Below are 22931 nucleotides of genomic sequence, written 5' to 3'. Positions count from 1 at the left end.
TGCGACCTTAGTCAATCGCCCTACTGGACCGTGGCGATGCAGCCCTAGGCTCGGCCCATCGATAGCAGGAGTGCACCGATGTCTGCCAAGCACGACGACCATTACCCGGCGTTCGCGGAGCGCCAGGGCGCCCGCCCGTGCGCGTCCCACGCCGACAGCCATGCCTATGCCCCGACCGAACCCATGCCGCTGACCACGGCCTGGGACCCGACCGAGCCGATGCCGCTGTCGCCCCACTTCGAGCCCACGATCCCGGCCCCGCTGTCGCGGCGCTGACCAACGTCATTGCGGCTCCGCCGGACCTGATCCGGGGAGCCGCAAGCGATCTGTGGACCGGCCGGGCCGCGGCCGGCCTTTCCCGTTACTTCTTGCCCAGTCCCAGGCGGCCTGCGCCTTCGGTGTAGAGCTTGACCTTGGACTGCATGAAGGCGTCCATCTCCTCCACGCCCACGTTCACCAGCTCGAAGCCGCTCTTGGCCGCGAGCTCCTTCATCTCGGGGTCGTTGTTCAGCGCGCGCCACAGGTCGGACAGGCGCTTGCGCTGCTCCGGCGGGGTGGACTTGGGCACGCCGATGCCGCGGTAGGCGCCGTCCACCCAGTCCACGCCCAGCTCCTTGAAGGTGGGCACGTCGGGCATCAGCGGGTGGCGCTTGTCCATGGCCACCGCCAGCGGGCGCACCCGGGCCTTGTTGGCGATGGCGAACGGCACGTAGGTCATCGCGCCGTCGACCTGGCCGCCCAGCACCGAGGTCGCCATGTCGCCGGTGCCCTTGAACGGCACGTAGATGGTCTTGACGCCGAAGGCGGCGTTCATGCGCTCGTGCGCCGCATGGTTGGCCGAGTTGGAGCCCGAGCCGCCCAGGCTCAGCTTGCCGGGCTCGGCCTTGGCGGCCTTCAGGAAGTCGTCGAAGGTCTTGATCGGGCTCTTGTCGCTGACCACCAGGATGTCGGGCGTGTAGTGGAACCAGAACACCGGGGTGACGTCCTGGGTCTTGTACTGCACCTGGCCTTCCAGCGGCTGGAACACGATGTGCGGCAGGTTCACGCCGACCACGTTGACGCCGTCGGCCGGCAACTGGTTCATCTGCGTCCACATCAGCGCGCCGCCGGCGCCCGCCTTGTACTGGACGATGGTCTCGATGGCAGGGCACTTCTTCTTCAGCACCAGCTGCTGGTGGCGCGCGGACAGGTCCGACTCGCCGCCCGGCGGGAAGGCCTGCCAGTACTGCACGTTGCGGTCGGGACAGGGCAGGGCGCCCTGGGCCGAGGCAAGGGGTGCCGCCAGCCCCAGCAGCAGCGCGGCAATCAAACGGTTCATGGCTTTGTCTCCTTCAGGGTCGTCGTGAATGGGGTCTCGGGTCGCGCTCTCAGGCCTGCCGCAGCCGCTGGCAGACCGCGGCCGTCACGTCCTCGGTGCGGGCCGTGCCGCCCAGGTCGCGGGTGTGCAGGCACGGATCGGCGGTGACGGTCTCGACGGCGCGCATCAGGCGCGCCGCGGCCTGGCGCTCGCCCAGGTGCTCCAGCAACATGACGCAGCTCCAGAAGGTGCCGACCGGGTTGGCCAGGCCCTGGCCCATGATGTCGAAGGCCGAGCCGTGGATCGGCTCGAACATGCTGGGGTAGCGGCGCTCGGGATCGATGTTGCCGGTCGGCGCGATGCCCAGGCTGCCGGCCAGCGCCGCCGCCAGGTCGCTCAGGATGTCGGCGTGCAGGTTGGTCGCCACCAGCGTGTCGAGCGAGGCCGGCCGGTTGACCATGCGCGCGGTGCAGGCGTCCACCAGCTCCTTGTCCCACTTCACGTCGGGGAACTCGCGGCTGACCTGCAGCGCGATCTCGTCCCACATCACCATCGCATGGCGCTGGGCGTTGGACTTGGTCACCACCGTCAGCAGCTTGCGCGGGCGCGACTGCGCCAGCCGGAAGGCGAAGCGCATGATCCGCTCGACGCCGGCGCGGGTCATCATGCTGACGTCGGTCGCCACCTCGATCGGGTGGCCCTGGTGGGCGCGGCCGCCGACACCGGCGTACTCGCCCTCGGAGTTCTCGCGCACGATCACCCAGTCCAGGTCGGTGGGCGCGCAGCGCTTGAGCGGCGCGTCGATGCCCGGCAGGATGCGCGTCGGCCGCACGTTGGCGTACTGGTCGAAGCCCTGGCAGATCTTCAGGCGCAGGCCCCACAGCGTGACGTGGTCGGGGATGTCCGGGTCGCCGGCCGAGCCGAACAGGATGGCGTCCATGCCGCGCAGCGCCTCCAGCCCGTCGGCCGGCATCATCTCGCCGTGTGCGCGGTACCAGTCGCCGCCCCAGCCGAAGCTGCTGAATTCGAAACGGAAAGCGTCCTGGCCCGCCGCCAGCGCCTGCAGCACCTGCTGGCCCGCGGGGATCACTTCCTTGCCGATGCCGTCGCCGGGGATGCAGGCGATGCGGTAGCTCTTGCTCATGTTCGAAACGACTCCTTTGCGGTGCAATGTAGGACCGGCAGGCGCCTTCCGAATCCGGCAGAATTCAAGCCATTGTTAACCCCGGCTTCAACAATGACCGGCGCTGCCACCACCTCGGCCGACATGCAGTTCTTCCAGGCGCTGGTGCGTGCCGGCAGCCTGTCGGCGGCCGCGCGCGAGCTGCAGGTCAGCACGCCGGCGGTGAGCAAGCGGCTGGCGCAACTGGAGGCGCGGCTGGGCGCGCCGCTGATGCACCGGACGACGCGCCGGATCGCGCTGACGGCCGAAGGCGAGACCTGGCTGCAGCATGCGCGCCGCATCCTGGCGGAGATCGAGGCGGCCGAAGGCGAGGTGCGCGGCACGCGGGCCGAGCCCAAGGGCCTGCTGCGGGTCAATGCCACGCTGGGCTTCGGCCGCAGCCACGTGGCGCCGCTGATCGCCGCCTTCGTGCAGCGCTACCCGGGCGTCGAGGCGCAACTGCAGCTGTCGGTCAACCCGCCGCCGCTGGCCGAGGACGCGTTCGACGTCTGCGTGCGCTTCGGCGAGCCGCCCGATGCGCGGGTGGTGGCGCGCCGGCTGGCACCCAACCGGCGGCTGCTGTGCGCGTCGCCGGGCTACCTGGCGCGCTGCGGCGTGCCGCGCCAGCCGCACGAACTGGCGCAGCACAGCATCATCGGCATCCGCCAGGGCAACGAGGCCTACGGCGTGTGGCGCCTGCGTTCGGGCAAGCGGCTGGAGACGGTGAAGGTGCGCGGCAGCCTGAGCACCAACGACGGCGAGATCGCGGTGAGCTGGGCGCTGGCCGGCCATGGCATCGTGCTGCGCGCCGAATGGGACGTGGCGCGCTACCTGCGCAGCGGCCGGCTGCGCGAGGTGCTGGAGGGCTGGCAGGCGCCGCCCGCGGACATCCACGCCGTGTACCCGGAGCGGCACCAGCAGTCGGCCCGCGTGCGCGCGTTCGTGGACCACCTGGCGGCGCACTTTTCCGCGGCGGAGCTGGCATCGGGTCCGGCGGGCGCGGCGCGGTAGTTTTTGCGCCACAGCCCCTGGGCGGCAGGTGGGCGCCGTCTGAACTAGACTCGGCAGCAAATGGACCCTAGAAGTACCCGCTCCATTCTGGTGCGCCTCGGCATGGCCCTGTGCCTGCTGGGAATCGGCGCAGGAGCCCTGACCGTCGCAGCCCTGGCTGCATCCCCCCGCCAGCCGTTCCACGATGATGCCCTGCTGCTGTCCGGCATGGCGGTCGTGGCCGGCCTGCTGTTGCTGGCACTGGGCGTGGTGCGCACGACGCGCGCCGAGCGCGGCGCCCGGCCCGAGCTGTTTCACGGGCCGGAATCGAGCACGCTGTCGTTCGCGCCGCCGTCGGTGGGCACCTTCCCCGAGCGGCAGCGGCTGCCCAACATCCGCCGCCGCAAGTAGCCGGCGGCGCGGCGCTCAGGCCTGCGGCAGCAGCTCGCCGCCGAGCGCCGCCAGCAAATCCGGCAGCAGTCCCGACAGCTCCGCCGTCGCGATCGCCGCGTCGGCGTCGAAGCCGTCCTCGCCCTTGGGCGCGTCCTCGACGCCGCGGATGTCGATCTTGCGGATCGCGAGCTGGTCGGTCAGCACGAACGACACCTTGTCGTTCCAGGTCAGCGCCAGCTGCGCCGGCAGCTTGCCCTCCTGGATGTGCTGGCCGATCTCGTCCAGTTCCAGGTTGTGGCGCGAGTAGCGCACCACCGACTTCTCCTCGCCGGGGTTCTTCAGTTCCAGGTCGCGATCGATCGTGAAGCCCGCCGGCGCCTGCTTGCTGGCCAGCCAGTCGGCCATGGCCGTGGCCGGCGCCAGCGCGGTGGACAGGGGCACCAGCGGCATCACGTGGCGCAGCTCGGCCATCAGGTCGACCAGGGGCTTGACCACCGGTTCGGCCGCCTTCACGCTGCCCGCGGCGATCACCAGCGCACGCCGCTCCAGGTCCAGCCAGAGGATGTGCGACGAGCGCTTGCTGAACGCGCGCGGCAGGAAGGTGTGGACGATCTCGGCCTTCAGCTCGGTCTTTTCCTTGCGCCCGGGCTTGCGGCCGCGCTCGGCCTCGATCGCCTTGCAGCGCGCCTCGAGTTCGGTGCGCACGGCGCCGGCCGGCACCGCCTTGCGTTCGACCGCCAGCTTGAGGATCCACTGGCCGGCCACGCTCTCCACCATGGCGCCGTGCTCGGCGCCGCGCGGCGGCACCCAGCCGGCGGAGCGCTCCTGCGTGGGCTCGCAGGGCTGGAAGGCCAGCCGCTGCAGGTCGGCCTCGAGCTGCTCCAGCGGCGGGGGCGTCCACTCCGGGCCGATGCGGTAGACGACGATGTTCTTGAACAGCGGCACGCTAGCGGGCCTCCGGCAGTTCGATCTTCACTTCCAGCACCTCCAGGTTGTCCTGGCGCTCCAGCTGGACCTTGATGTCGTCGGGATTGATCTTGATGTACTTGCCGATCACCGCCACCAGGTCGCGCTGCAGGGCCGGCAGGTAGTCGGGCTCGGCGCCGCCGCGGCCGGAGCGCTCGTGGGCCAGGATGATCTGCAGCCGCTCCTTGGCGACCGTGGCCGTCTTCTTCTTCTCGCCGAGCAGGAAGGACAGGAACGACGCCATGGCTCAGCGGCCCCCGAACAGGCGCTTGAGGAAGCCCTGCTTCTGCGCATCGACGAAGCGCATCGGCCTGTCCTGGCCGAGGAAGCGGTCCACCACGTCCTTGTAGGCCTCGCTCGCGTCGCTGCCCTTGAGGTGCACCGCGGGCAGGCCCTGGTTGCTGGCCTGCAGCACCGTCTCGCTTTCCGGGATCACGCCGATCAGCGGGATGCGCAGGATGTCCTGGATGTCCTCCAGCGACAGCATCTGGCCCTGGTCGACCCGGTTGGGGTTGTAGCGGGTGATCAGCAGGTGTTCCTTGACCGGCTCCTTGCCCTCGACGGCGCGCCGGGTCTTGGACGACAGCATGCCCAGGATGCGGTCGGAGTCGCGCACCGAGGACACCTCGGGGTTGGTGACCACCAGCGCCTCGTCGGCGAAGTGCATGGCCATCAGCGCGCCGGTCTCGATGCCGGCCGGCGAGTCGCACACGATGTACTCGAAGCCCATGCCGGCCAGCTCGTCGAGCACGCGCTCGACCTTCTCCGCGGTCAGCGCTTCCTTGTCGCGCGTCTGCGAGGCGGCCAGCACCGACAGGTTGTCGCAGTTCTTGTCCTTGATCAGGGCCTGGTTCAGCGTGGCCTCGCCCTGGATCACGTTGACGAAGTCGTAGACCACGCGCCGCTCGCAACCCATGATCAGGTCCAGGTTGCGCAGGCCGACGTCGAAGTCGATGACGGCGGTCTTGTGGCCGGCCAGGGCCAGGCCGGAAGCGAAGCTGGCGCTGGTGGTGGTCTTGCCGACCCCGCCCTTGCCGGAAGTGACGACGATGATTCTTGCCATGGTTTCCCCGATGTTCTTAACGCCTCCCCTTCGCAGGGGAGGAACTGAATGCCAGCGGCTCCAGCACCAGCCGGCCCTCGACGCCGCCGTCCAGCCGCACCTGCGTCGGCTTGCCGAGCACCTCGGCGGGCAGGGGGAGGTCGCTGGTGCGGTAGACGCCGGCGATGGAGACCAGCTCCGGCTCGAGGCACAGCGTCACGATGCGCGCCTCGGTGTTGCCGCGGGCCCCGGCGATCGCCTTGCCGCGCAGCGGCGCGTAGACGTGGATGTTGCCGTCGGCGATGACCTCGGCGCCGGGGTTGACCATCGCCATCACCACCAGGTCGCGGCCGCGGGCATAGGCCTGCTGGCCGGAGCGCAGGGGCTTGTCGATGAGGAGGGCGCCGACCGGCTCGGGCGGCATCTCGGCGGTCTCGCCGCGACGCGGCGCGGGCCGGCTTGGAGCGGTTGCGGAGGTGCTCGCGGAGTCCTCTTGCGGATCGCGCACGGCTTTCCGGGGCGCTGCCACCAGCGCCTCGTCGGCCTTGGCCAGGCCGGCCGCGCGGGCCGCCTGCTGCTGCGCATCGCTGCCCCCGCGCACCGCCACCGGCACCACGCGCAGGCTGCGCAGCAATTGCACCAGCGCGGCGAAATCGACCGTGGCATCGGCCGGCAGCGGCGCCAGGTCGATCACCAGCAGGTCGTTGTCGAAGAAATCGGGGATGTCGCCGAAGCGCGCCTGCAACTCAGCCGCGAGGGCCTGCAAGTCGGCCGACTTCAGCAACAGGGCGACCAGCGGGAGGTTCGCGCTCTTGATCTCGAAGGTGGCAGGGGCGCGGCCTGCGAGTGCAACGGTCATCGAGGGGGTACTGCAACAGCGCGCGCATCTTAGCAGTGGCTCAGCAGTCGATGCATGACATTGTGTTGCGCGAACCTTGGCGCGCACCGCTCGCCAGCGTGAAGCTGCGTGTCTGGCAGGCCGACCCGATCATCGAGCTGCCCGGCGCAGCAGGTGACAGTGGGCGCGGCCCCTGCAGGCGACGGTGCGGCTGAGCGTGGTGCCGCGGCGGCGCCGGGCCTGATCGCGGCCTGGCCCGGCAGTCCGGGGGGCGCCGCGCTCACAATGGCGGCTGCAACCAACCGGCAGCCCCATGAACCACAGCCTCATCCGCCGGCGCACGCTCGCCGCCATCCCCGCCCTCGTCGCCCTCACCCTGGCCGGCTGCGGCCGTGAATCGTCCGGCACGGCCGGCGGCAAGGCCGCTCCCATCCCGGTCTCGGTCGAGGCGATCGAGCAGCAGGCCAAGGGCTTCAGCCTCGGCTCGGCGATGGCGGCGCGGGTGATCTACGTCTTCTTCGACCCGCAGTGCCCGCACTGCGCCGCCCTGTGGGAAGCGGTGCGCCCGCTGCGGGGCCGCGCCCGCTTCGTCTGGATTCCCGTGGCGCTGCTCAACGACAGGAGCGGCCCGCAGGGCGCGACCATCCTCAACGCCGCCGATCCGGTCGCGGCCATGGACCGGCACGAAACCTCGTTGCGCTCGCAGCAGGGCGGCATCGCGGCGATGGGCGTGACCGACGAGCAGAAGGCGGTGATCCAGCGCAACACCCAGTTGATGAACAGCTTCGGGTTCGGCAGCGTGCCCACCGCCGTCGGCAAGCACGGCGTCACCGGCGAACTGGTCACCCTGGAAGGTTCGGCGCCGACCGAGGTGGTGGCGCAGCGCTTCGGGCTCGGCGCGGGCTAGGGCCGCGGCGGCGATCGCGAGATCGCGCCGGCTCCAGTCGGGCCGTGCCGGCCGCGACAGGGACGCCATCCACCTGCTCGCTATAGTGCAAGCCATGGATACGACCCCTTCGCCCGCCACGCTCGCGGCGGCCGTCCACATCGACAGCACCCACCCGGCCGTAGTGGAACTGGCCGCGCGCGCACAGGGCGGCAGCGACCGCGAGCGCGCCGTGTCGCTGTACCACCTGGTGCGCGACGGCTACCGCTACGACCCGTACCGCATCGACCTGAGCGAACGCGGCATGCGAGCCAGCACGGTGATCGAGAACGGCTACGGCTGGTGCGTGCCCAAGGCGGCGCTGCTGGCCGCGGTGGCGCGTGCGGCCGGCATCCCGGCGCGGGTCGGCTATGCGGACGTGCGCAACCACCTGTCCACCCAGCGCCTGCGCGACCTGCTCAAGACAGACCTGTACATCTGGCACGGCTACACCGAGCTGTGGATCGACGGCCGCTGGCTCAAGTCCACCCCGGCCTTCAACATCGAGCTGTGCGAGCGCTTCGGCCTGCTGCCGCTGGAATGGGACGGCACGGCCGACTCGATCTACCACCCGTTCGACCGGGCCGGGCGACAGCACATGGAGTACGTCAACCAGCGCGGCACCTTCGACGACGTGCCGCGCCGGCGCATCGCGGAGGACTTCGCCAGGACCTACCCGGACTGGATCGAAGGCGCCGGTGGCGGCGAGGACCTGTTCCAGAAGGACGTGGAGCGCGAGACGCGCTGACCGCCGCGCCGGCAGCCGGCCAGCGGGGCGTAGGACGCAACCCACAGCCGCGGTGGACAACTCTGTGGGAAAGCGTTGTGCACCCATGCCGAAGCGGCGTGGCTGCGCGCTTTGGACGGACTGCTCAATAAAGAGGCAGGCGGCACTCAGTAACGAATGGTCACATCAGCCTGCTTGCATCGCCGGCCCCGATCTGGCTGATCAGCCCCTGCGCGCGGGTGACGCGCACGTCAATCCAGCACCACGGTCAGCAGCACGCCGACGCCCGGCGCCGTGCTCAGCAGCGCGATCAGCAGCCACAGGCCGAGGCCGCCGCGGCGCTGCTCTTCGACGACGCCGGTGTCGGCCCACCAGCTGTCGCTGAAATGTGCGTGGACGGGAGTGGTCATGGCGCCCATGCTCGCCACGCCAGTGCGCCCGGCCTGTAGGACTCGCCCGGTGGGCAAGGTCAGCGGTTTGCCAGAGCGGCTGTGGCAGGCGCAGCCTCGCGCCGGAAAGTGGCAACCCGCCCGCTTGCCCGGCCCGGGCCGGCCGGGGGCATGATCGGGCCATGCCGAGCCAAGCCACTGCCATGAACGACGTCACGATCTACCACAACCCCGCCTGCAGCACCTCCCGCAACACGCTCGCGCTGCTGCGCGAACGGGGCGCCGAGCCGCGCGTGGTCGAGTACCTCAAGTCGCCGCCCAGCCGCGACGAGCTCAAGCGCCTGATCGCGCAGATGGGCCTGGCGGTGCGCGACGTGCTGCGCCGCAAGGGCACGCCCTACGAGGAACTCGGGCTGGACGATCCGGCCTGGACCGACGAGCAACTGCTCGACTTCATGCTGCAGCACCCGATCCTGATCCAGCGACCCATCGTCGCCACGCCGCTGGGGGCGCGCCTGGGCCGGCCGCCGGAAGCCGTGCTGGAAATCCTGCCCGGCACGCAAGGGCAACGGACGTAACAGCCCTGTTCGCCGGGCCCCGCTGCGTCGCGGAGCTCCGCAGAATGGGCACCATGCGGGCACACGAGCTGACCGATGCGCAGCGGGCCGAACTGAAGGACCTGCTGGACCGCCGCGAGCGCGAGCTGCAGGACATCGTCGCCGCGCTGCGCCAGTCGCTGGCCCGGCCGGATGCCGGCAGCGGCGCGGCCGTGCTCGATTCGGTGGAAGAGGGCGATGCCCGCATGATGGCCAGCGTCGACCTGGAGCAATTGCGCCGTCACGAGGACGAGTTGCTCGACATCGGCCACTCGCGCGAGCGCATGCACCGCGGCGAGTACGGCCGCTGCGAGGAATGCGACCGGCCGATCCCGTACGACCGCCTCAAGGCGCTGCCGCAGGCGCGCCTGTGCATCGAGCACGAGCAGGCCCGGGAAAAGGCGCACCCGGCCGGGGCGCCGGCGCGGCCCTGAACGGCCCCTTCCCGACGGGTTTGGATGCGAGCCGACGGGGACGCGAGGCGCTGTCCTACACCACGGCCGCTGAGCTTGGCCAAGGATGGGCATCCTTTTCACCAGGAGCCGACATGACCCAGCCCACGGATACCCCTCGCAAGCGCGGATTCGCCCTTCTCGACCCGGAAAAGATGCGCCAGGTGGCCGCGCTCGGCGGCCGCACGGCCCATGCCGCCGGCCGGGCCCACCAGTTCTCCCGCGAGGAGGCCCGTGCGGCAGCGCGCCGCAGCGTCGAGGTCCGCACCCGGCGTGCGGCCGAGTCGCGGCCGGCCGCAGGCAATGACGGCCCCGCCGCCTGATCCGCGCCCCTGCGCTGACCAGCCCCGGCCTCCGCGCCGGGGCTTTTTCGTTGGCACGCCGTAGTGCCTGCGGCGTGCCGACCGGGGCCGGCCCCTCGCCCTAGGCCGACAGGCCCCGGTGGTCCGTGACCGCGCCACCCGCAACCACCAGGTTCTTGCCGGCCGCCGCGACCGCCCGCACGTGGGTCAAGGGTGTGGAGCCATTCTGGCTGACCAGGATCGCGTCGGAACGCTCGCCGTGCGCCAGCACCTGCCCCCGGATGTCGATCGCGTTGACCTTGCCGCCTTCGATGGCAAAGGTGGTGACATCCGCACCATGGGTGACCAGGTCGCCGCCGACCTCGAGGTGGTGAGCTGCTCCAGCTCGACCCAGCCGCCGTTGTCGCCGAAGCCGCTCACGAACACGCCCGAACCGATCACCGGCGCCTGGCGTTCTCCGGCCGTGACATCGGTCAGCGAAGCCCGGACCACCGAGCCCGGATCGCCGTTGAAGTTGTAGACCGTCAGGGCGCCCTGGTAGACGTTCACGCCGTATTTCTGCGGCTGCTCGCTGTAGCGGCGGCAATCGCAGGCCGCGATGTGGAGCTTGTCGACGACGAGATCCAGCCTGCGCGTGCCGCTGCGCACGATGAGGGACACCTGCCCGGTGACGGCCAGGTCGCGCAGGGTGATGCTCCCCATGTCCTCCAGGCCCGTCTGGGTGTAGATGGCGCGCGCCGCCGGCGTCGCCATCAGCGTCAGGTTCTCGATGCGGTTGTCGGCGGTCAACCCGACGCCGTCCCCGTTGCAGAAGCTCAGGATGCAGCTGCGCCTGTCCTTGCCCGAGAGCGCAAACCCGCGCGGCAGCGTGAGGGCATAGGGGCTGAGCACGGACGTCTGCAGTTGCAGGTTGCAGGGCTCCTGCTGCGCGAGGGCCTGCGACAGGTCCATGAGCGATTCGATGGGGAGGGTCCGGATGCTCATCGGTTTCTCCACCGTTCTCCCGTTGCGTGCCCCCGTGGCCAGCCTTCGGGGCCGAGGGCTCAAACCGGGAAGACGGACTCCGGCTCGGCATCCACCGCCAGTTCGCCGGCGCTCGCGCGCAACTGTTCCGCCAGCCGGTGCACCGCCAGCCGGTGCTCGCCCCACAGCGCCAGGAAGCCGCTGTCGTGGTCCGATTCCAGCCAGGCCTCGGGGTCGGCCGCGCGCAACTGCTGCTGGGCCCACAGGAAGTCGAGCATGCGCGCATGGACCGCCAGCAGCTCCACCATGGCCAGCGCGAGTTCGGGAAAGGCGGCCTGCTGCACCTGGCGCAGCTGCACCAGCGCCGAGCCGTCGCCGGCGAAGCGGGCGGTGCGGCGCTGCGCCGCCAGCCATTCGCAATAGCGCGCCAGCGCCTCCAGCGCCTGCTCGGCCTGCCGGCGGCGCCGGTCGTCGCGGGAGACCCGCCGGGCGATCACCCCGCTGGCCACGGCGCTGCCGGCCAGCGCCAGCGCCAGCCAGACCGCGTGGTATTGCAGGGTGGACATGCGCTCAGGCGGCACGGCGCGGACGGGTCTTGGCGGCCGACTTGGCCGCCCCCTTGCGCTTGGCCGGCGCCGACTCGGCCTCGTCCCCGCCATCGCGCGCCACCGCCTTGTCCTCGGCCGCTTCCTTTCGTTCCCGCGCCGGTGCCGGCGCCTTGGCGCGGCTGGGGCTGCGGGCCGGAGCCGGCGCGGGCGCCGGCTCGGCCGCCTTGCCGCGCAGGCTGCGGCGCAGCAGCTCGGTCAGGTCGATCACCTCGGCACTGCCGCTGGGCGCCGGCTCGACCGGCGTGACGGCCTCGAGCTGGCCGGCCTGGGCCTTGGCCTCGACCAGCTTCATGATTTCCTCGCTGAACGAATCGCGGTACTGGGCGGCGCTCCAGTGGCCGCTCATGCCCTCGATCAGCTGCCTGGCCATGTTCAGCTCGGTTTCCTTGACGCCCGCCGCCTTGGCCTCGGCCGGCGGCAGCTTCAGGTCCTCCCAGGTGCGGATCTCGTCGCCCCAGCGCAGCAGGTTGAGGACCAGCGCCGGCCCGCTGGGGATTAGCACCGCCAGGTGCTGCTTGGTCTGGATCACCACCTTGGCGATGCCGACCTTGCCGGTCTGGCGCAGGGCCTCGCGCAGCAGCGCGTAGACCTTGTCGCCCTTGTTGATGGGCGCGACGTAGTAGGGCCGCTCCAGGTAGACGAACGGCACCTCGTCGGCATCGACGAAGGCCTCGATCTCGATCGTCTGCGTGGTGCGCGGATAGGCCTTGGCGATCTCGTCGGGGCTGAGCACGACGTACTCGCCGCTGTGCCACTTGACGCCCTTGACGATGTTCTCCTTGTCGATGTCCTCGCCGGTCTTCTTGTTGATGCGCTTGTAGCCGACCGGGTCCATGCTGCGCTTGTCGAGCCAGTCGAAGTCGATGCCGCTCTCGGCCGTGGCCGAGTACAGCCCGATCGGGATGTGCACCAGGCCGAAGGTGATGGCGCCCTTCCACAGCGTGCGGGTGGAGGACGGGGCCATGCCCTCGGTGGGCGGGGTGTCGTGTGCGGCGGCCATGTGTTTCAGTCTGCAAACGCGCGCGGCGCGGCGCTGTCGGCACCGCGCACGCGCTGGTGTAGGCGCGGGCGTACAGCCGGCGCCTTATTGCGGCCGCAACCTCTGCAGCATGCGCCGCAGCGGCGAGGCCGGCGGCTTGCCCTGCAGCCGATCGGCCTGGGCGTGCCAGCGCGCGCCCAGCCGCTCGAAGCTGCGGCGGCTGCCGGCATCGAAGCAGTCCTGCTCGCGCAGCGTGTCGAAGTTGCGGGCGATGCGGCGCGCCATCAGCAGCCGGTGCGCCGGCGCCTGCGTCTGCATGAAGGCCGCCATCAGCGACAGCGTCGCCAGCCAGAGGGCGCGGCTGGCTGCGTGCAGCGAGGGCGGGGCAGGTGAGGCGCCGGTCATTGCATGGTTCTCGCGAGCTTCGGTCCATGCTAGGCAGGCGCACCGCACCGGGCTGTCGGCGCGGGGGCGCAGGCCTGCACCGCCGAAGCCGCGTCGGCGCGCAGGCCGGCGCCGACACTCAGCGGGAGGACGGTTCGCCGCCGCCGCGCACGGCGTGCCGCTTCTTGCCGGCGGCGCGCGCTTCCTCGGTGTTGAATTCGTGCGCGTGGCCGCTCTGGTGCGCGGCCCGGCCGCCGAGGCTGGCGATCTCGCGCTGGCGCTGCGGATCCATCGCGGCGAATCCGCGCAGGCTGCGCCGCGGGCCGGCGCTGGCGCCGTCGATCTTCTGGGGAGCGGTGTCTTGTGTTGCCATGGGTGTCTTGCCTTTCCGTTCGAAGGGGTTGGGACCGAATGCTGGGCAACGGGCGTGCCCGGCCCTAGGCCCCGTACTCCTTCAAGCGGTTGTAAAGCGTCTTCAGGCTCACGCCCAGGGCGGCGGCGGTGCGTTCCTTGTGCTGGCCGAAGTGCGCCAGGGTGGCCAGGATCAGCTGCTTTTCGGCCGCGGCCAGTGGCGTGCCGACCGCAATCTGCAGCGTCGGTGCGGGATGACCGGCAGCCGCGGGAGCGGCGGGCGCGGCGGCCGCGGGCGCCGCGTCACCCTCGTCGGCATCCAGCGCCAGCGCCGCCACCTGGGCCGGGTTGCGGGGCAGCCATTGCTGCGTGATCTCCGCGCCCGGCGCCATGACCCAGGCCCGCTGCAGCACGTTGCGCAGTTCGCGCACGTTGCCCGGCCAGCGGTACTGCGCCAGCCGCTGCAGGGCCGCCGGCGTGATGCGCTTGGCGCTGCCTTCCTTGCGGCCGATCTCCTGCAGGAAGCGCTCCACCAGCAGCGGCAGGTCGTCCAGCCGGTCGCGCAGCGGCGGCAACTCGATCGGGAAGACGTTGAGCCGGTAGTGCAGGTCCTCGCGAAAGCGCCCCTGGGCCACCGCTTCGGCCGGGTCGCGGTTGGAGGCGGCGACCACCCGCACGTCGGTCTCCAGCGGGGTGGTGGAGCCCACGCGCAGGAAGGTGCCGGTCTCCAGCACGCGCAGCAGCTTGACCTGCAGTTCCAGCGGCATCTCGGTGATCTCGTCGAGGAACAGCGTGCCGCCGTGGGCGCGCTCGAAGAAGCCGGGGTGCTGGCGCTCGGCGCCGGTGAAGCTGCCCTTCTCGTGGCCGAAGATCTCGCTCTCGATCAGCTGCGGCGAGATCGCCCCGCAGTTCACCGCCAGGAACGGCTTGGCGCGGCGCCGGCTGAGGTCGTGCACCGTGCGCGCCACCAGTTCCTTGCCGGTGCCGCTTTCGCCGGTGACGAACACCGTCACCGAGGTGCCGGCCACCCGCGCGATCTGCTCGTAGACCTGCGCCATCGGCGCCGAGGTGCCCACCAGCAGGCCGAAGCGGCCGCTGCGCCGCAGGTCGGCGTGCAGGCTGCGCACCTCGTCCTGCAGCACCGAGGGTTTCATCACGCGCGACAGGATGCTCTGCAGCTGGCGCGCGCTGACCGGCTTGATGAGGTAGTCGGCGGCGCCGGCGCGCAGCGCCTGGATCGAGGTCTCCAGGCTGGCGTGGCCGGTCATCAGCACCACCTCGCAGTTGCCGATCAGGTCGCGGTCGTCCAGCAGCGCCATGCCGTTGCCGTCGGGCAGGCGCAGGTCGAGCAGCACCACGTCCGGCTGCTGCAGCGCCATCTGCCGCCGCGCCTCGTTCAGGGACCGGGCCGTGGCGGCCGAAAAGCCTTCGCCCGCCACCAGCTGCGCCATCATGCGCGCGGCGTCGGCGTCGTCCTCGACGATCAGTGCATGCCCCATCGGTCCCCTGCTGTCCTGGCACCGCGCGCGGTTTGCGCAAATGCCGGGCTGATTATTCGGCCGCCGAAGTTCGGCCGTGGTGTAACGCATCGCAAGGTTGCGCTGCCCGGCAGGCCTAGTCCTCCAGGCTGGCGCGCAATTGCCCGCGGTCGACCGGCTTGACCAGGTAGCCGTCGAAACCGGCCACCATGGCGCTGTCGACGTCGCGCGCCAGCCCATAGCCCGACAGCGCGATCATGCGGCCCGCGTAACCGGCTGCGCGCGCGTGCCGCGCCAGTTCGTAGCCGGTCAGGCCGGGCAGGCCGATGTCGACGATCGACACCTCGGGCTGCTGGCGCAGCAGGCGGTTGAGCCCCTCGATGCCGTCGGCCGCGGTGCTGACGCTGTGGCCCTCGAGCTCGAGCTTGGCGCGCAGCGCCGCCAGCACGTCGCGGTTGTCCTCTATTACCAGCACCCGGCGGCGGCGCGAGGGCGGCAGCGCGTCGGGGGGCGGCAGCGCGGGCGGCTCGATCGCGGGCAGCAGCACGGTGAAGCGGCTGCCCGCCTCCGAGCTGTGCGCGTCGATGCGCCCGCCGTGCAGCTCCACCAGCCGCCGCACCAGCGTCAGGCCGATGCCCAGCCCGCCGGCGCGGCGGTCCAGCGAGCGCTCGCCCTGCACGAACAGCTCGAACACGTGCGGCAGCAGCGCCGGCGCGATGCCGATGCCGGCGTCGGTCACCTCGAACACCGCGCAGTCGTCGCGCAGCCCGGTGGTGACCTCGATGCGGCCGCCGGCGGGGGTGTACTTGACGGCATTGGTCAGCAGGTTGGTCATCACCTGTTCCAGCCGCACGCTGTCGCCATCGACCCAGGCCGGCTCGAGCCGCATGCGCAGGTCGTGGCGCGCCGCCTCGCCGGTCAGGGCCAGCGTGCGCCGCACGCGATCGCCCAGCGCCGCCAGGTTCACCGGCTGGCGCGCCAGCAGGATCTTGCCGGCCACCACCCGCCCGACGTCCAGCAGGTCGTTCATCAGGTGCGCAAGGTTGCGCGTCTGGCGCGAGATGATCGAGCGCGCATCGGCCGCCTCCGGGCCGGCCGGGTCGGCCGTCTCCAGCACGTCGATGGCGGCGGAGATGGCGCCCAGCGGGTTGCGCAGTTCGTGGCCCAGCATCGACAGGAACTCGTCCTTGGCGCGGCTGGCCGCCTCGGCCGCGCGGCGCGCGGCGACCGCCTGCTCGGTGAGCCCGGCCCGCTGCAGCTCGGCCTCGCGCTGGTCCGTCATGTCGACCGTGACCCCGGTCATCTGCAGCGGCCGGCCGTCGGGGGCGTAGCGCAGCAGCACCCGGCTGGACATCCAGCGCGCGCCGCCGCCGGGCATCGCGACCGCGTACTCCAGGGTCTGGACTTCGTGGCGCTGCGCCCAGGCCTGGCGGATCTCGCGCTCGATCCGGTCGCGGTCGCCCGGCGCGATGCGCTCGAGCCAGCCGGCCAGCCGCGGCGGCTCGAGCCGGTCGATGCCGAACAGCTTGCAATGGCCCGGCGTCCACTCCAGCTCGTCGGGGCCGAAGCGGTGGTGGAAGAAGCCGACATGCCCGGCTTCCTGCGCCAGGTCCATCAGCCGCTGGCCGGCGCTCAGTTGTTCGTGCGCGGCCAGCAACTCGCCTTCGACCCGCCGCCGCTCGGCGATGTCGGCCTCCAGGGTGCGGCGCGCCTGCTCGTCGCGCTCGGCGGCGGCGCGCAAGGCATCGCGCAGGCTGGCGATCTCGCGCACCGGCACGCGGCCGGGCAGGCCGGCATGCCCGCGCGCCGCCAGGGTCTGCAGCGGGCGGCTGATGCGGCGCGCCGCGGCGGTGGCCAGCAGCACGCCCAGCAGCAGGCTGCCGCCGCTGGCGGCCAGGGCGCCCAGGATCGCGCGCCGGTGCCCGGCCTCGATCGGGCCGGCGGGTGCGGCCACCTGGACCTGCCAGTCCGACGGTCCCACCCGCTGCCAGGCCGCGTACACCGGCTGGCCGTCCGGGCCCGGCAGCCGCTGCACCCCGAACGGGCGGCTGCGGATCGCATCGGCCGCGTCGGCGGGCAGCCCGGCGCCCAGCGGCACTTCGCGCGGCAGCGTCCAGGCGATCAGGCGCTGGCGCGCATCGTGCAGGGCGACGTAGCCGCCGTCCGGGCGGCTGGCGGCGCCGACCAGGCGCTGCCACGCCGCGCCCGACACGCGTGCGCCCAGCACGTAGGCGATGCGGCCTTCGCGCACCACCGGCACGGCCAGCAGCACGGCCAGGCCTTCCGGGCCGCGCGTGGCCACCAGCCCCGAGGCGGCCGGCTGCGCATCGCGCGTCACCTGCGCGGTCACGTGTCCCAGATCACCCGAGACCGGCGCGCCGGGCTGCGCGCCGGCCGCGCTGTCGAAGCGCAGCATGCTGTCGGCATCGACCAGGAACACGCTGTGCCAGTCGCGCCGCGCCGGCGGCCGCTGCAGCAGTCCACGCTGGAACGCGTCGGCCTGGCCCGGCTGCAGCAGCTCGGAATGCGCCAGGTTGCCCAGCGCGTCGAGCGAGGCATTGAGCTCGCTGTCCACCGCCTGCGCCAGCGCCGCGGCGGAACCGGCCAGGTTGGCTTCGATCTGCCGCTGCTCGTCGCGCACGTCGGCAAAGATCTGCCAGCTGACCAGGGCGGCCAGCGGCAGGATCGCCAGCACGATCACCACCACCAGGTAGCGCCGCAGCGGTGCGCTCGGCCAGTAGCGCTCCAGCGGCGGCGGGGACGGGTGGGCGGCGGGCATCGCGCGATCGGAGGCCGCGGGGCGAACACCAGGCCGGGTCGCTCGCGGCGTTCCCACGCCAGCGTAGCCCGGCAGCGGCCGGCGTGGGCGGTGCGGCAACAGAGTGTGTCCGCGCCTCGCCGCCGTCGTGCCGCTTCGGCTCGCAACCTTTACAGATGGCGAGACCCTGCGGGCGGCCGGATTGCCTACGCTGGCGGCTCGCCAGAGGAGAACCGATGCCATCCTTGAGCCTGCACGCCGGCGCCGCCCTGCACCCGGCGCTGTCGCCCCGGCTGCAGCGGGCCGTGCGGCTGCTGCAGATGTCCTCGCTCGACTTCTCGCGCGCGGTGCGCGATGCGCTGGACACCAACCCCTTCCTGGAAACCGACGAGAGCGGCCTGCTGCCCGATGCCGGCGCGGTGGCCGAGGCGGACGGCGAAGGGCCCGAGCGCCCGCCGGATGCGGGCGGCTGGGGCGGCGGCACGGTGGCGCGGGCCCGCATGGTCGATGACGATGGCGTATTCGACACGCTGGTGGCCCGCACGTCGCTGGCCGACCACCTGCTCGGCCAGCTCAACCTGCTGCCGCTGCCCGAGCGCGACTGGGTGCTGGCCGCGGCCGTGATCGAGTCGCTCGATGACGACGGCTACCTGCGCGCGCCGCTGTCGGAGCTGGCGACCGTGGTGCCGCTGGACCCGCTGCCCGAGCCGGGGGAACTGGCCATCGCGCTGTGCCGGGTGCAGTCGCTGGAGCCGGCCGGCGTCGGCGCGCGCGACGTGATCGAATGCCTGCGGCTGCAACTGCCTTCGATCGAATGCGCGCGCAAGCGCGAACTGGCCGGGCGCATCCTGGGCGAGTGCGTGCAGTGCCTGGCCAGCCGCGACCTGCCGGCGGTGGCGCGCAAGCTGCGCGTTCCGCTGGACGAGGCGCAGGCCGCCTGCGCGGCGATCCGCCGGCTCGACCCGCGCCCCGGCTGGCGCCATGAAGCCGCATCGGTGCAGTACGTCACGCCCGACGTGATCGTGCGCAAGGTGCGCGGCCAGTGGACCGCGCTGCTGAACGACGCAGTGGTGCCGCGCGTGCGGCTGAACCGCAGCTATGCCGAGCTGTTCCGCCGCCACCGGCGGCCCGAGCACGCCGAGCTGGGCGCGCACCTGCAGGAGGCGCGCTGGACGGTGCACAACGTGGAGCAGCGCTTTTCCACCATCCTGGCGGTGGCCCAGGCCATCCTCAAGCGCCAGCACCGGTTCCTGGCCTACGGGGCGATGGCCATGAAGCCGCTGGCGCTGCGCGAGATCGCGCAGGAGGTGGGGGTGCACGAGTCGACCGTCTCGCGCGTGACCAACAACAAGTTCATGGCCACCCCGGCCGGCGTGTTCGAGCTGAAGTACTTCTTCTCGCGCGGGCTGGCGATGGCCAGCGGCGGCGAGTGCTCGCCCACGGCGATCCGCGGCCTGATCCAGGAAATGATCGCCGCCGAATCCGCCGCGCAGCCGCTGTCCGACGTGGAGATCGCGCGCCAGCTGGACGGCCAGGGCCTGAAGGTGGCGCGGCGCACGGTGACCAAGTACCGGCAGCTGATGAAGATCGAGCCGGCCGAACGCAGGCGGGCGGCGGCCTGAGGTCCGTTTTCGTCATTCCCGCGAAGGCGGGAATCCACCCGCAACGCGGGAGTGAGCGCCGCAGCCCCGCCTTCGCGGAGGACGACGGCTTGTGCGCTGGATCCTGCGGCATTGCGGAGGGATGCCGGTGCGCAGGGCCCCCGGCTTCGCGGATGGCAGCTGGCGGGCGGGTGGACAATACCGCTGCCGTGACCGCCGACAGCGCTCCTCCCGACACCGACCCGCCGGCCGCCGGCGCGGCGGAGGACCACTGGGTCCAGGGCGAGTTGATCCGCAGCCTGATGCGCACCCAGCGCAGCACGCAGCTGCTGGCACTGGCGCTGGTGCCGCTGTTCGTGGCGGTGCTGTGGACCGACGCGCCGCGCATCGGCCTGCTGCTCTGGGCCGCCGCCACCGCCTCGGTGGCGCTGGGCCGCATGCAGGTGATCCGCGTCTACGAGCGCGACGTCGCCGGCGCCGGAGCCGACGCCCACCTGGCCTTCCTGCGGCGCTTCCGCCTCGCCTGGCCGGTGACCGGCGCCCTGTGGGGCATGTCCACGCTGATGTTCTTCGAGCGGGCCCCGCTGGCCGACCAGTTCATCTGCTGGATGGTGCTGGCCGGGCTGGGCATGTTCTCCATCAACAGCTTGTCGAGCCACCTGCCGACCATGCGGCGCTACCTGGACACGCTGGCCCTGACGGCCCTGGCCGTGATCGGCTGGCGGGTCGGGGTGGACATCCATTTCAGCGGGCCCAACCAGCATGGCTGGATGGTGCTGCTGCTGGTGATCTTCTGGCAGGTGGTGCGCCATGCCGGCCTGCGGCTGCACCTGACGCATCGGCGCAACTTCGAGCTGCAGTTCCGCAACAACCAGCTGATCGAATCGCTGACGCGCCAGACCCAGGCCGCGCTGGAGGCCATCGAGATCAAGAACCGCTTCCTGGCCAGCGCGGCACACGACATCCGCCAGCCGGTGCACGCGCTGGGCCTGTATGCCGACTGGCTGGGCAGCGAGCCGGAACTGGTGCACGACATCGCGCCCAAGATCGTCGAATCGACCAAGGCGGTGAATGCGCTGTTCGACTCGCTGTTCGACCTGGTGCGGCTGGACACCGGCAAGATCAAGCTCAAGGTCGAGGAGCTGCGGCTGGACAAGCTGCTGCACGACCTGGAGCTGCACTACCGCCCGCTGGCCGAGGCCAAGGGCCTGCAGTTCCGCGTGCATGCGGTGCCCGGCACCGTGACCAGCGACCCGATCCTGCTGCAGCGCATCGTCGGCAACCTGATCTCCAACGCGGTCAAGTACACGCGCAAGGGCGGCATCCTGGTGGCGGCGCGCCGCACCCGGCACGGGCCGCGCATCGAGATCTGGGACACCGGTATCGGCATCACGCCGGCCCACCAGCGCGAGATCTTCCGCGAGTTCTTCAAGGTGCCCGGCCATGCGGGCACGGAGGAGGGCTTCGGCCTGGGCCTGTACATCGTGGCCCGGCTGTCGAACATCCTGGGCCATCCGCTGAATTTCGCGTCGCGGCCGGGTCGCGGGACGGTGTTCCGGCTGCTGGTGCAGCCGACCGATCCGAAGGAGGCGGCCGAGCGCGCCGCCTCGCCGATCGTCGACAGCGCGGCGCGCCAGCCGGCGGCGCTGGAGGCGGGGCGGTAGGGCCGGGCCGGCGAGCGGGCGTCCGACGGTGTCATCCCGGCGCAAGCCGGGACCCAGCCACTGCGCTGGTCGAGGTCGGGAGGTGGATGGCGGGTCAAGCCCGCCATGACAGCCAGGCGGCGGGAGTGCCTAGCTCGACAGCAGCCCGTGCGTGCGCGCGAAATGGATGGTCTGGGTGCGGCTCTTGACGCCCAGGCGGCGGAACAGGCGCCACAGGTGGACCTTGACGGTGTGCTCGCTGATGCCCAGTTCGTCGGCGATCTCGCGGTTGGACAGCCCGCGGTCCAGCATCACGATCAGCTGCTTCTGGCGCTTGGACAGCTTGTTGTCGGTCGGCGCCAGTTCCTCGAAGCTGCCGTCGGTGTTCAGCAGAGCGCGCAGCGCGTTGCCGATCTCCTGCGCCCCGGCCGACTTCTCGATGTAGATGTCGGCGCCGGCCTCGATGCAGGCTTCCTCCGCGTCGGCCGCGGGCGAGGCCGACAGCACGGCCAGGGGCGCCTGCGGGAACCGGTTCTTCATCTCGTGCACGCCCGAGGTGCCGGTGGTGTCCGGCAGCTTCAGGTCGAGGCAGATCAGGTCCGGGAAACCGTGCTCGCGCACGGCCGATTCCATGCCCCCGATGCGATCGAGCTCGATCACGCGCGCCCCCGGCCGCAACCGGCGCAGCAGCATGACGACCGCCTCGCGCATCAGCGGGTGGTCGTCGATCACGTACAGGGTGGTGGGGTTGGGAGTGGCTTTCATCTCGGACCGCAAGGATAGCGCGATGGCTCAGCCGCTTGCCAATTGCGCCAGCGCGGCGCGGGCCTGGTCCTCGCTGACGCCCTCGGCCAGCGCAGCGGCGCCGCCCAGGGCGGCCAGGCCTTCCTGCTTCAGCCGCGCGACGGCGCGGCCCGCGTCCTGCGGCGAGGCGAAGCCGCTGCTTTGCAGCAGCAGGGCGCCGCCCGCGTCCACCAGCTTGAAGTAGTGCCGGCCGTCGGCCTCGCGGTATTGCTTGAACGAGGGCAGCGCGGCCTTGGCCTTGCCCTTGCCGGCGGCCTGCGGCTGGTCGGCCAGGTTGCGCAGGCCGACGGCGTGGCGCAGCCGGCCGAGAAAGGGGGTGGCGATCGCGCGGGCCTTCTCGGCGCCCGCCTTGAGGATCTTCTCCAGCTCGGCCGGGTTGTTCACCAGCGCGTCGTAGCGCTCGCGCATCGGCGCGATCTCGCGGTCGATGCGCTCGAACAGCAGCTGCTTGGCGTCCGACCAGGCGATGCCTTGCGCATAGGCCTTGCGCAGCGCCTGCGTCTCGCCCGCGTCGGCGAAGGCCTGGTAGATCTGGAACAGCGCCGAGCCTTCCACCTCCTTGGGCTCGCCGGGCGCGCGCGAGTCGGTGACGATGGAGAAGATCTGCCTGCGCACCTGCTCGCGCGGGCCGAACAGGGCGATGACGTTGTCATAGCTCTTGCTCATCTTGCGCCCGTCCAGGCCCGGCAGCGTGGCCACGGCCTCGTCGATCTGGGCCTCGGGCAGGGTGAAGTGCTCGCCGTACAGGTGGTTGAAGCTGGACGCCATATCGCGCGCCATCTCCAGGTGCTGCACCTGGTCGCGGCCGACCGGCACCTTGTGGGCGTTGAACAGGATGATGTCGGCGGCCATCAGCACCGGGTACATGAACAGGCCGGCGGTGACGTCGGCGTCCGGGTCGACGCCGGCGGCGTTGTTCTTGTCCACCTGCGCCTTGTAGGCGTGGGCCCGGTTGAGCAGGCCCTTGCCGGTGACGCAGGTGAGGAACCAGGTCAGCTCCGGAATCTCGGGGATGTCCGATTGCCGGTAGAAGTAGACGTGCTCCGGATCCAGCCCCGCGGCCAGCCAGCAGGCCGCGATCTCCAGCGTCGAGCGCTGGATGCGGGCCGGCTCGTCGCACTTGATCAGCGCGTGGTAGTCGGCCAGGAAATAGAAGTTCTGCGTGCCCGGCCGGCGGCTGGCCTGCACGGTGGGGCGGATGGCGCCGACGTAGTTGCCCAGGTGCGGGGTGCCGGTGGTGGTGATGCCGGTGAGGTAGCGGGTGAGGGTGGCGTTCATGTCGG

Annotated in this window: 26 protein-coding genes; 10 read left to right on the top strand and 16 right to left on the bottom strand. The window is 71.5% G+C overall.

What is annotated here, in order from left to right; all coding sequences use genetic code 11:
* The first annotated feature begins 78 nt into the window (after positions 1–78).
* Positions 79–276 carry a hypothetical protein gene (locus tag PE066_RS06980; RefSeq protein WP_271235834.1) on the top strand — a complete coding sequence of 66 codons (198 nt, stop codon included), beginning with the start codon at positions 79–81 and terminating at the stop codon, positions 274–276.
* Positions 277–361: 85 nt separating this feature from the next.
* Here the strand turns inward: PE066_RS06980 and PE066_RS06975 are convergent, their stop codons facing one another.
* Together PE066_RS06975 and PE066_RS06970 are read right to left on the bottom strand one after the other, a co-directional pair.
* Positions 362–1318 (bottom strand): tripartite tricarboxylate transporter substrate binding protein, encoded by a 957-nt coding sequence (locus PE066_RS06975; RefSeq protein ID WP_271235833.1) that lies wholly within the window; start codon positions 1316–1318, stop codon positions 362–364.
* A gap of 49 nt (positions 1319–1367) precedes the next feature.
* The gene (locus PE066_RS06970) at positions 1368–2441 is read right to left on the bottom strand and encodes a tartrate dehydrogenase (protein WP_271235832.1); all 1074 of its coding nucleotides are present in this window, start codon (positions 2439–2441) and stop codon (positions 1368–1370) included.
* Between the two features lie 93 nt (positions 2442–2534).
* Here PE066_RS06970 and PE066_RS06965 point away from each other — a divergent pair, with 93 nt between their 5' ends.
* Both PE066_RS06965 and PE066_RS06960 read left to right on the top strand, forming a co-directional pair.
* Entirely contained in the window at positions 2535–3470 is a 936-nt protein-coding gene (locus tag PE066_RS06965; protein ID WP_271235831.1) for a LysR family transcriptional regulator, read from the top strand.
* A gap of 60 nt (positions 3471–3530) precedes the next feature.
* Positions 3531–3860 (top strand): hypothetical protein, encoded by a 330-nt coding sequence (locus PE066_RS06960; RefSeq protein ID WP_271235830.1) that lies wholly within the window; start codon positions 3531–3533, stop codon positions 3858–3860.
* Positions 3861–3875: 15 nt separating this feature from the next.
* Here PE066_RS06960 and PE066_RS06955 read toward each other — a convergent pair whose 3' ends face one another.
* The 4 genes from PE066_RS06955 to minC are packed head-to-tail and all read right to left on the bottom strand — an operon-like array spanning position 3876 to position 6709.
* Entirely contained in the window at positions 3876–4787 is a 912-nt protein-coding gene (locus PE066_RS06955) for a recombination-associated protein RdgC (protein WP_271235829.1), read from the bottom strand.
* A gap of 1 nt (position 4788) precedes the next feature.
* On the bottom strand, positions 4789–5052 hold the full coding sequence (gene minE / locus PE066_RS06950) for a cell division topological specificity factor MinE (RefSeq protein ID WP_271235828.1): 264 nt from the start codon (positions 5050–5052) through the stop codon (positions 4789–4791).
* Positions 5053–5055: 3 nt separating this feature from the next.
* Positions 5056–5871 (bottom strand): septum site-determining protein MinD, encoded by an 816-nt coding sequence (minD, locus tag PE066_RS06945; RefSeq protein ID WP_271235827.1) that lies wholly within the window; start codon positions 5869–5871, stop codon positions 5056–5058.
* 16 nt (positions 5872–5887) lie between these two features.
* Positions 5888–6709 carry a septum site-determining protein MinC gene (minC, locus tag PE066_RS06940; protein ID WP_271235826.1) on the bottom strand — a complete coding sequence of 274 codons (822 nt, stop codon included), beginning with the start codon at positions 6707–6709 and terminating at the stop codon, positions 5888–5890.
* 292 nt (positions 6710–7001) lie between these two features.
* On the opposite strand from minC, the gene PE066_RS06935 reads away from it, so the two are divergent.
* Both PE066_RS06935 and PE066_RS06930 read left to right on the top strand, forming a co-directional pair.
* On the top strand, positions 7002–7595 hold the full coding sequence (locus PE066_RS06935) for a thioredoxin fold domain-containing protein (protein ID WP_271235825.1): 594 nt from the start codon (positions 7002–7004) through the stop codon (positions 7593–7595).
* Between the two features lie 94 nt (positions 7596–7689).
* Positions 7690–8361: a transglutaminase-like domain-containing protein gene (locus tag PE066_RS06930; RefSeq protein WP_271235824.1), complete on the top strand. Its 672-nt coding sequence runs from the start codon at positions 7690–7692 to the stop codon at positions 8359–8361.
* Positions 8362–8591: 230 nt separating this feature from the next.
* Here PE066_RS06930 and PE066_RS06925 read toward each other — a convergent pair whose 3' ends face one another.
* Positions 8592–8750, bottom strand: coding sequence for a hypothetical protein (locus PE066_RS06925; protein WP_271235823.1), 159 nt, complete (start codon positions 8748–8750; stop codon positions 8592–8594).
* Positions 8751–8932: 182 nt separating this feature from the next.
* Here PE066_RS06925 and arsC point away from each other — a divergent pair, with 182 nt between their 5' ends.
* From arsC to PE066_RS06910, 3 genes are all read left to right on the top strand, one after another.
* The gene (arsC, locus tag PE066_RS06920; RefSeq protein WP_271235822.1) at positions 8933–9307 is read left to right on the top strand and encodes an arsenate reductase (glutaredoxin); all 375 of its coding nucleotides are present in this window, start codon (positions 8933–8935) and stop codon (positions 9305–9307) included.
* Positions 9308–9360: 53 nt separating this feature from the next.
* The gene (locus PE066_RS06915) at positions 9361–9759 is read left to right on the top strand and encodes a TraR/DksA family transcriptional regulator (protein WP_271235821.1); all 399 of its coding nucleotides are present in this window, start codon (positions 9361–9363) and stop codon (positions 9757–9759) included.
* A 113-nt stretch (positions 9760–9872) separates the two neighbouring features.
* Positions 9873–10100, top strand: a complete 228-nt coding sequence (locus tag PE066_RS06910; RefSeq protein ID WP_271235820.1) for a hypothetical protein — start codon at positions 9873–9875, stop codon at positions 10098–10100.
* Between the two features lie 186 nt (positions 10101–10286).
* Here the strand turns inward: PE066_RS06910 and PE066_RS06905 are convergent, their stop codons facing one another.
* The 7 genes from PE066_RS06905 to PE066_RS06875 all read right to left on the bottom strand — a co-directional run bounded on the left by PE066_RS06905 (position 10287) and on the right by PE066_RS06875 (position 17621).
* The gene (locus PE066_RS06905; protein WP_271235819.1) at positions 10287–11063 is read right to left on the bottom strand and encodes a hypothetical protein; all 777 of its coding nucleotides are present in this window, start codon (positions 11061–11063) and stop codon (positions 10287–10289) included.
* Positions 11064–11122: 59 nt separating this feature from the next.
* On the bottom strand, positions 11123–11608 hold the full coding sequence (locus PE066_RS06900; protein WP_271235818.1) for a hypothetical protein: 486 nt from the start codon (positions 11606–11608) through the stop codon (positions 11123–11125).
* A gap of 4 nt (positions 11609–11612) precedes the next feature.
* A complete protein-coding gene (gene ku, locus PE066_RS06895; RefSeq protein WP_271235817.1) occupies positions 11613–12650 on the bottom strand; it encodes a non-homologous end joining protein Ku in 1038 nt (345 codons plus the stop codon).
* Between the two features lie 84 nt (positions 12651–12734).
* Positions 12735–13034 carry a hypothetical protein gene (locus PE066_RS06890; protein ID WP_271235816.1) on the bottom strand — a complete coding sequence of 100 codons (300 nt, stop codon included), beginning with the start codon at positions 13032–13034 and terminating at the stop codon, positions 12735–12737.
* 118 nt (positions 13035–13152) lie between these two features.
* Positions 13153–13386: a KGG domain-containing protein gene (locus tag PE066_RS06885; RefSeq protein ID WP_271235815.1), complete on the bottom strand. Its 234-nt coding sequence runs from the start codon at positions 13384–13386 to the stop codon at positions 13153–13155.
* A gap of 64 nt (positions 13387–13450) precedes the next feature.
* A complete protein-coding gene (locus tag PE066_RS06880; RefSeq protein WP_271235814.1) occupies positions 13451–14863 on the bottom strand; it encodes a sigma-54-dependent transcriptional regulator in 1413 nt (470 codons plus the stop codon).
* Positions 14864–14978: 115 nt separating this feature from the next.
* A complete protein-coding gene (locus PE066_RS06875; protein WP_271235813.1) occupies positions 14979–17621 on the bottom strand; it encodes an ATP-binding protein in 2643 nt (880 codons plus the stop codon).
* 215 nt (positions 17622–17836) lie between these two features.
* Between PE066_RS06875 and rpoN the strand changes: the two genes are divergently transcribed.
* Positions 17837–19222 carry an RNA polymerase factor sigma-54 gene (gene rpoN / locus PE066_RS06870; RefSeq protein WP_271235812.1) on the top strand — a complete coding sequence of 462 codons (1386 nt, stop codon included), beginning with the start codon at positions 17837–17839 and terminating at the stop codon, positions 19220–19222.
* A 188-nt stretch (positions 19223–19410) separates the two neighbouring features.
* Complete coding sequence (locus tag PE066_RS06865; protein WP_271235811.1) at positions 19411–20865, top strand: sensor histidine kinase; 1455 nt, start codon at positions 19411–19413, stop codon at positions 20863–20865.
* Between the two features lie 129 nt (positions 20866–20994).
* On the opposite strand, the gene PE066_RS06860 is transcribed toward PE066_RS06865, so the two are convergent.
* On the bottom strand, positions 20995–21609 hold the full coding sequence (locus tag PE066_RS06860; protein ID WP_271235810.1) for a response regulator transcription factor: 615 nt from the start codon (positions 21607–21609) through the stop codon (positions 20995–20997).
* 27 nt (positions 21610–21636) lie between these two features.
* The gene (locus PE066_RS06855; RefSeq protein WP_271235809.1) at positions 21637–22926 is read right to left on the bottom strand and encodes a tryptophan--tRNA ligase; all 1290 of its coding nucleotides are present in this window, start codon (positions 22924–22926) and stop codon (positions 21637–21639) included.
* Between the last annotated feature and the right edge of the window lie 5 nt (positions 22927–22931).

Source organism: Ramlibacter tataouinensis (genome assembly GCF_027941915.1).
GTDB lineage: Bacteria > Pseudomonadota > Gammaproteobacteria > Burkholderiales > Burkholderiaceae_C > Ramlibacter > Ramlibacter tataouinensis_C.
Note: the sequence above shows the minus strand (reverse complement) of the source record. Positions and strands in the feature narration are given on the sequence as shown.

Coding starts and splice junctions, on each gene's coding strand:
- PE066_RS06980 (WP_271235834.1), top strand. CDS start 79: ATGTCTGCCAAGCACGACGACCATTACCCGGCGTTCGCGGAGCGCCAG.
- PE066_RS06975 (WP_271235833.1), bottom strand. CDS start 1,318: ATGAACCGTTTGATTGCCGCGCTGCTGCTGGGGCTGGCGGCACCCCTT.
- PE066_RS06970 (WP_271235832.1), bottom strand. CDS start 2,441: ATGAGCAAGAGCTACCGCATCGCCTGCATCCCCGGCGACGGCATCGGC.
- PE066_RS06965 (WP_271235831.1), top strand. CDS start 2,535: ATGACCGGCGCTGCCACCACCTCGGCCGACATGCAGTTCTTCCAGGCG.
- PE066_RS06960 (WP_271235830.1), top strand. CDS start 3,531: ATGGACCCTAGAAGTACCCGCTCCATTCTGGTGCGCCTCGGCATGGCC.
- minE (WP_271235828.1), bottom strand. CDS start 5,052: ATGGCGTCGTTCCTGTCCTTCCTGCTCGGCGAGAAGAAGAAGACGGCC.
- minD (WP_271235827.1), bottom strand. CDS start 5,871: ATGGCAAGAATCATCGTCGTCACTTCCGGCAAGGGCGGGGTCGGCAAG.
- minC (WP_271235826.1), bottom strand. CDS start 6,709: ATGACCGTTGCACTCGCAGGCCGCGCCCCTGCCACCTTCGAGATCAAG.
- PE066_RS06935 (WP_271235825.1), top strand. CDS start 7,002: ATGAACCACAGCCTCATCCGCCGGCGCACGCTCGCCGCCATCCCCGCC.
- PE066_RS06930 (WP_271235824.1), top strand. CDS start 7,690: ATGGATACGACCCCTTCGCCCGCCACGCTCGCGGCGGCCGTCCACATC.
- PE066_RS06925 (WP_271235823.1), bottom strand. CDS start 8,750: ATGACCACTCCCGTCCACGCACATTTCAGCGACAGCTGGTGGGCCGAC.
- arsC (WP_271235822.1), top strand. CDS start 8,933: ATGAACGACGTCACGATCTACCACAACCCCGCCTGCAGCACCTCCCGC.
- PE066_RS06915 (WP_271235821.1), top strand. CDS start 9,361: ATGCGGGCACACGAGCTGACCGATGCGCAGCGGGCCGAACTGAAGGAC.
- PE066_RS06910 (WP_271235820.1), top strand. CDS start 9,873: ATGACCCAGCCCACGGATACCCCTCGCAAGCGCGGATTCGCCCTTCTC.
- PE066_RS06905 (WP_271235819.1), bottom strand. CDS start 11,063: ATGAGCATCCGGACCCTCCCCATCGAATCGCTCATGGACCTGTCGCAG.
- PE066_RS06900 (WP_271235818.1), bottom strand. CDS start 11,608: ATGTCCACCCTGCAATACCACGCGGTCTGGCTGGCGCTGGCGCTGGCC.
- ku (WP_271235817.1), bottom strand. CDS start 12,650: ATGGCCGCCGCACACGACACCCCGCCCACCGAGGGCATGGCCCCGTCC.
- PE066_RS06890 (WP_271235816.1), bottom strand. CDS start 13,034: ATGACCGGCGCCTCACCTGCCCCGCCCTCGCTGCACGCAGCCAGCCGC.
- PE066_RS06885 (WP_271235815.1), bottom strand. CDS start 13,386: ATGGCAACACAAGACACCGCTCCCCAGAAGATCGACGGCGCCAGCGCC.
- PE066_RS06880 (WP_271235814.1), bottom strand. CDS start 14,863: ATGGGGCATGCACTGATCGTCGAGGACGACGCCGACGCCGCGCGCATG.
- PE066_RS06875 (WP_271235813.1), bottom strand. CDS start 17,621: ATGCCCGCCGCCCACCCGTCCCCGCCGCCGCTGGAGCGCTACTGGCCG.
- rpoN (WP_271235812.1), top strand. CDS start 17,837: ATGCCATCCTTGAGCCTGCACGCCGGCGCCGCCCTGCACCCGGCGCTG.
- PE066_RS06860 (WP_271235810.1), bottom strand. CDS start 21,609: ATGAAAGCCACTCCCAACCCCACCACCCTGTACGTGATCGACGACCAC.
- PE066_RS06855 (WP_271235809.1), bottom strand. CDS start 22,926: ATGAACGCCACCCTCACCCGCTACCTCACCGGCATCACCACCACCGGC.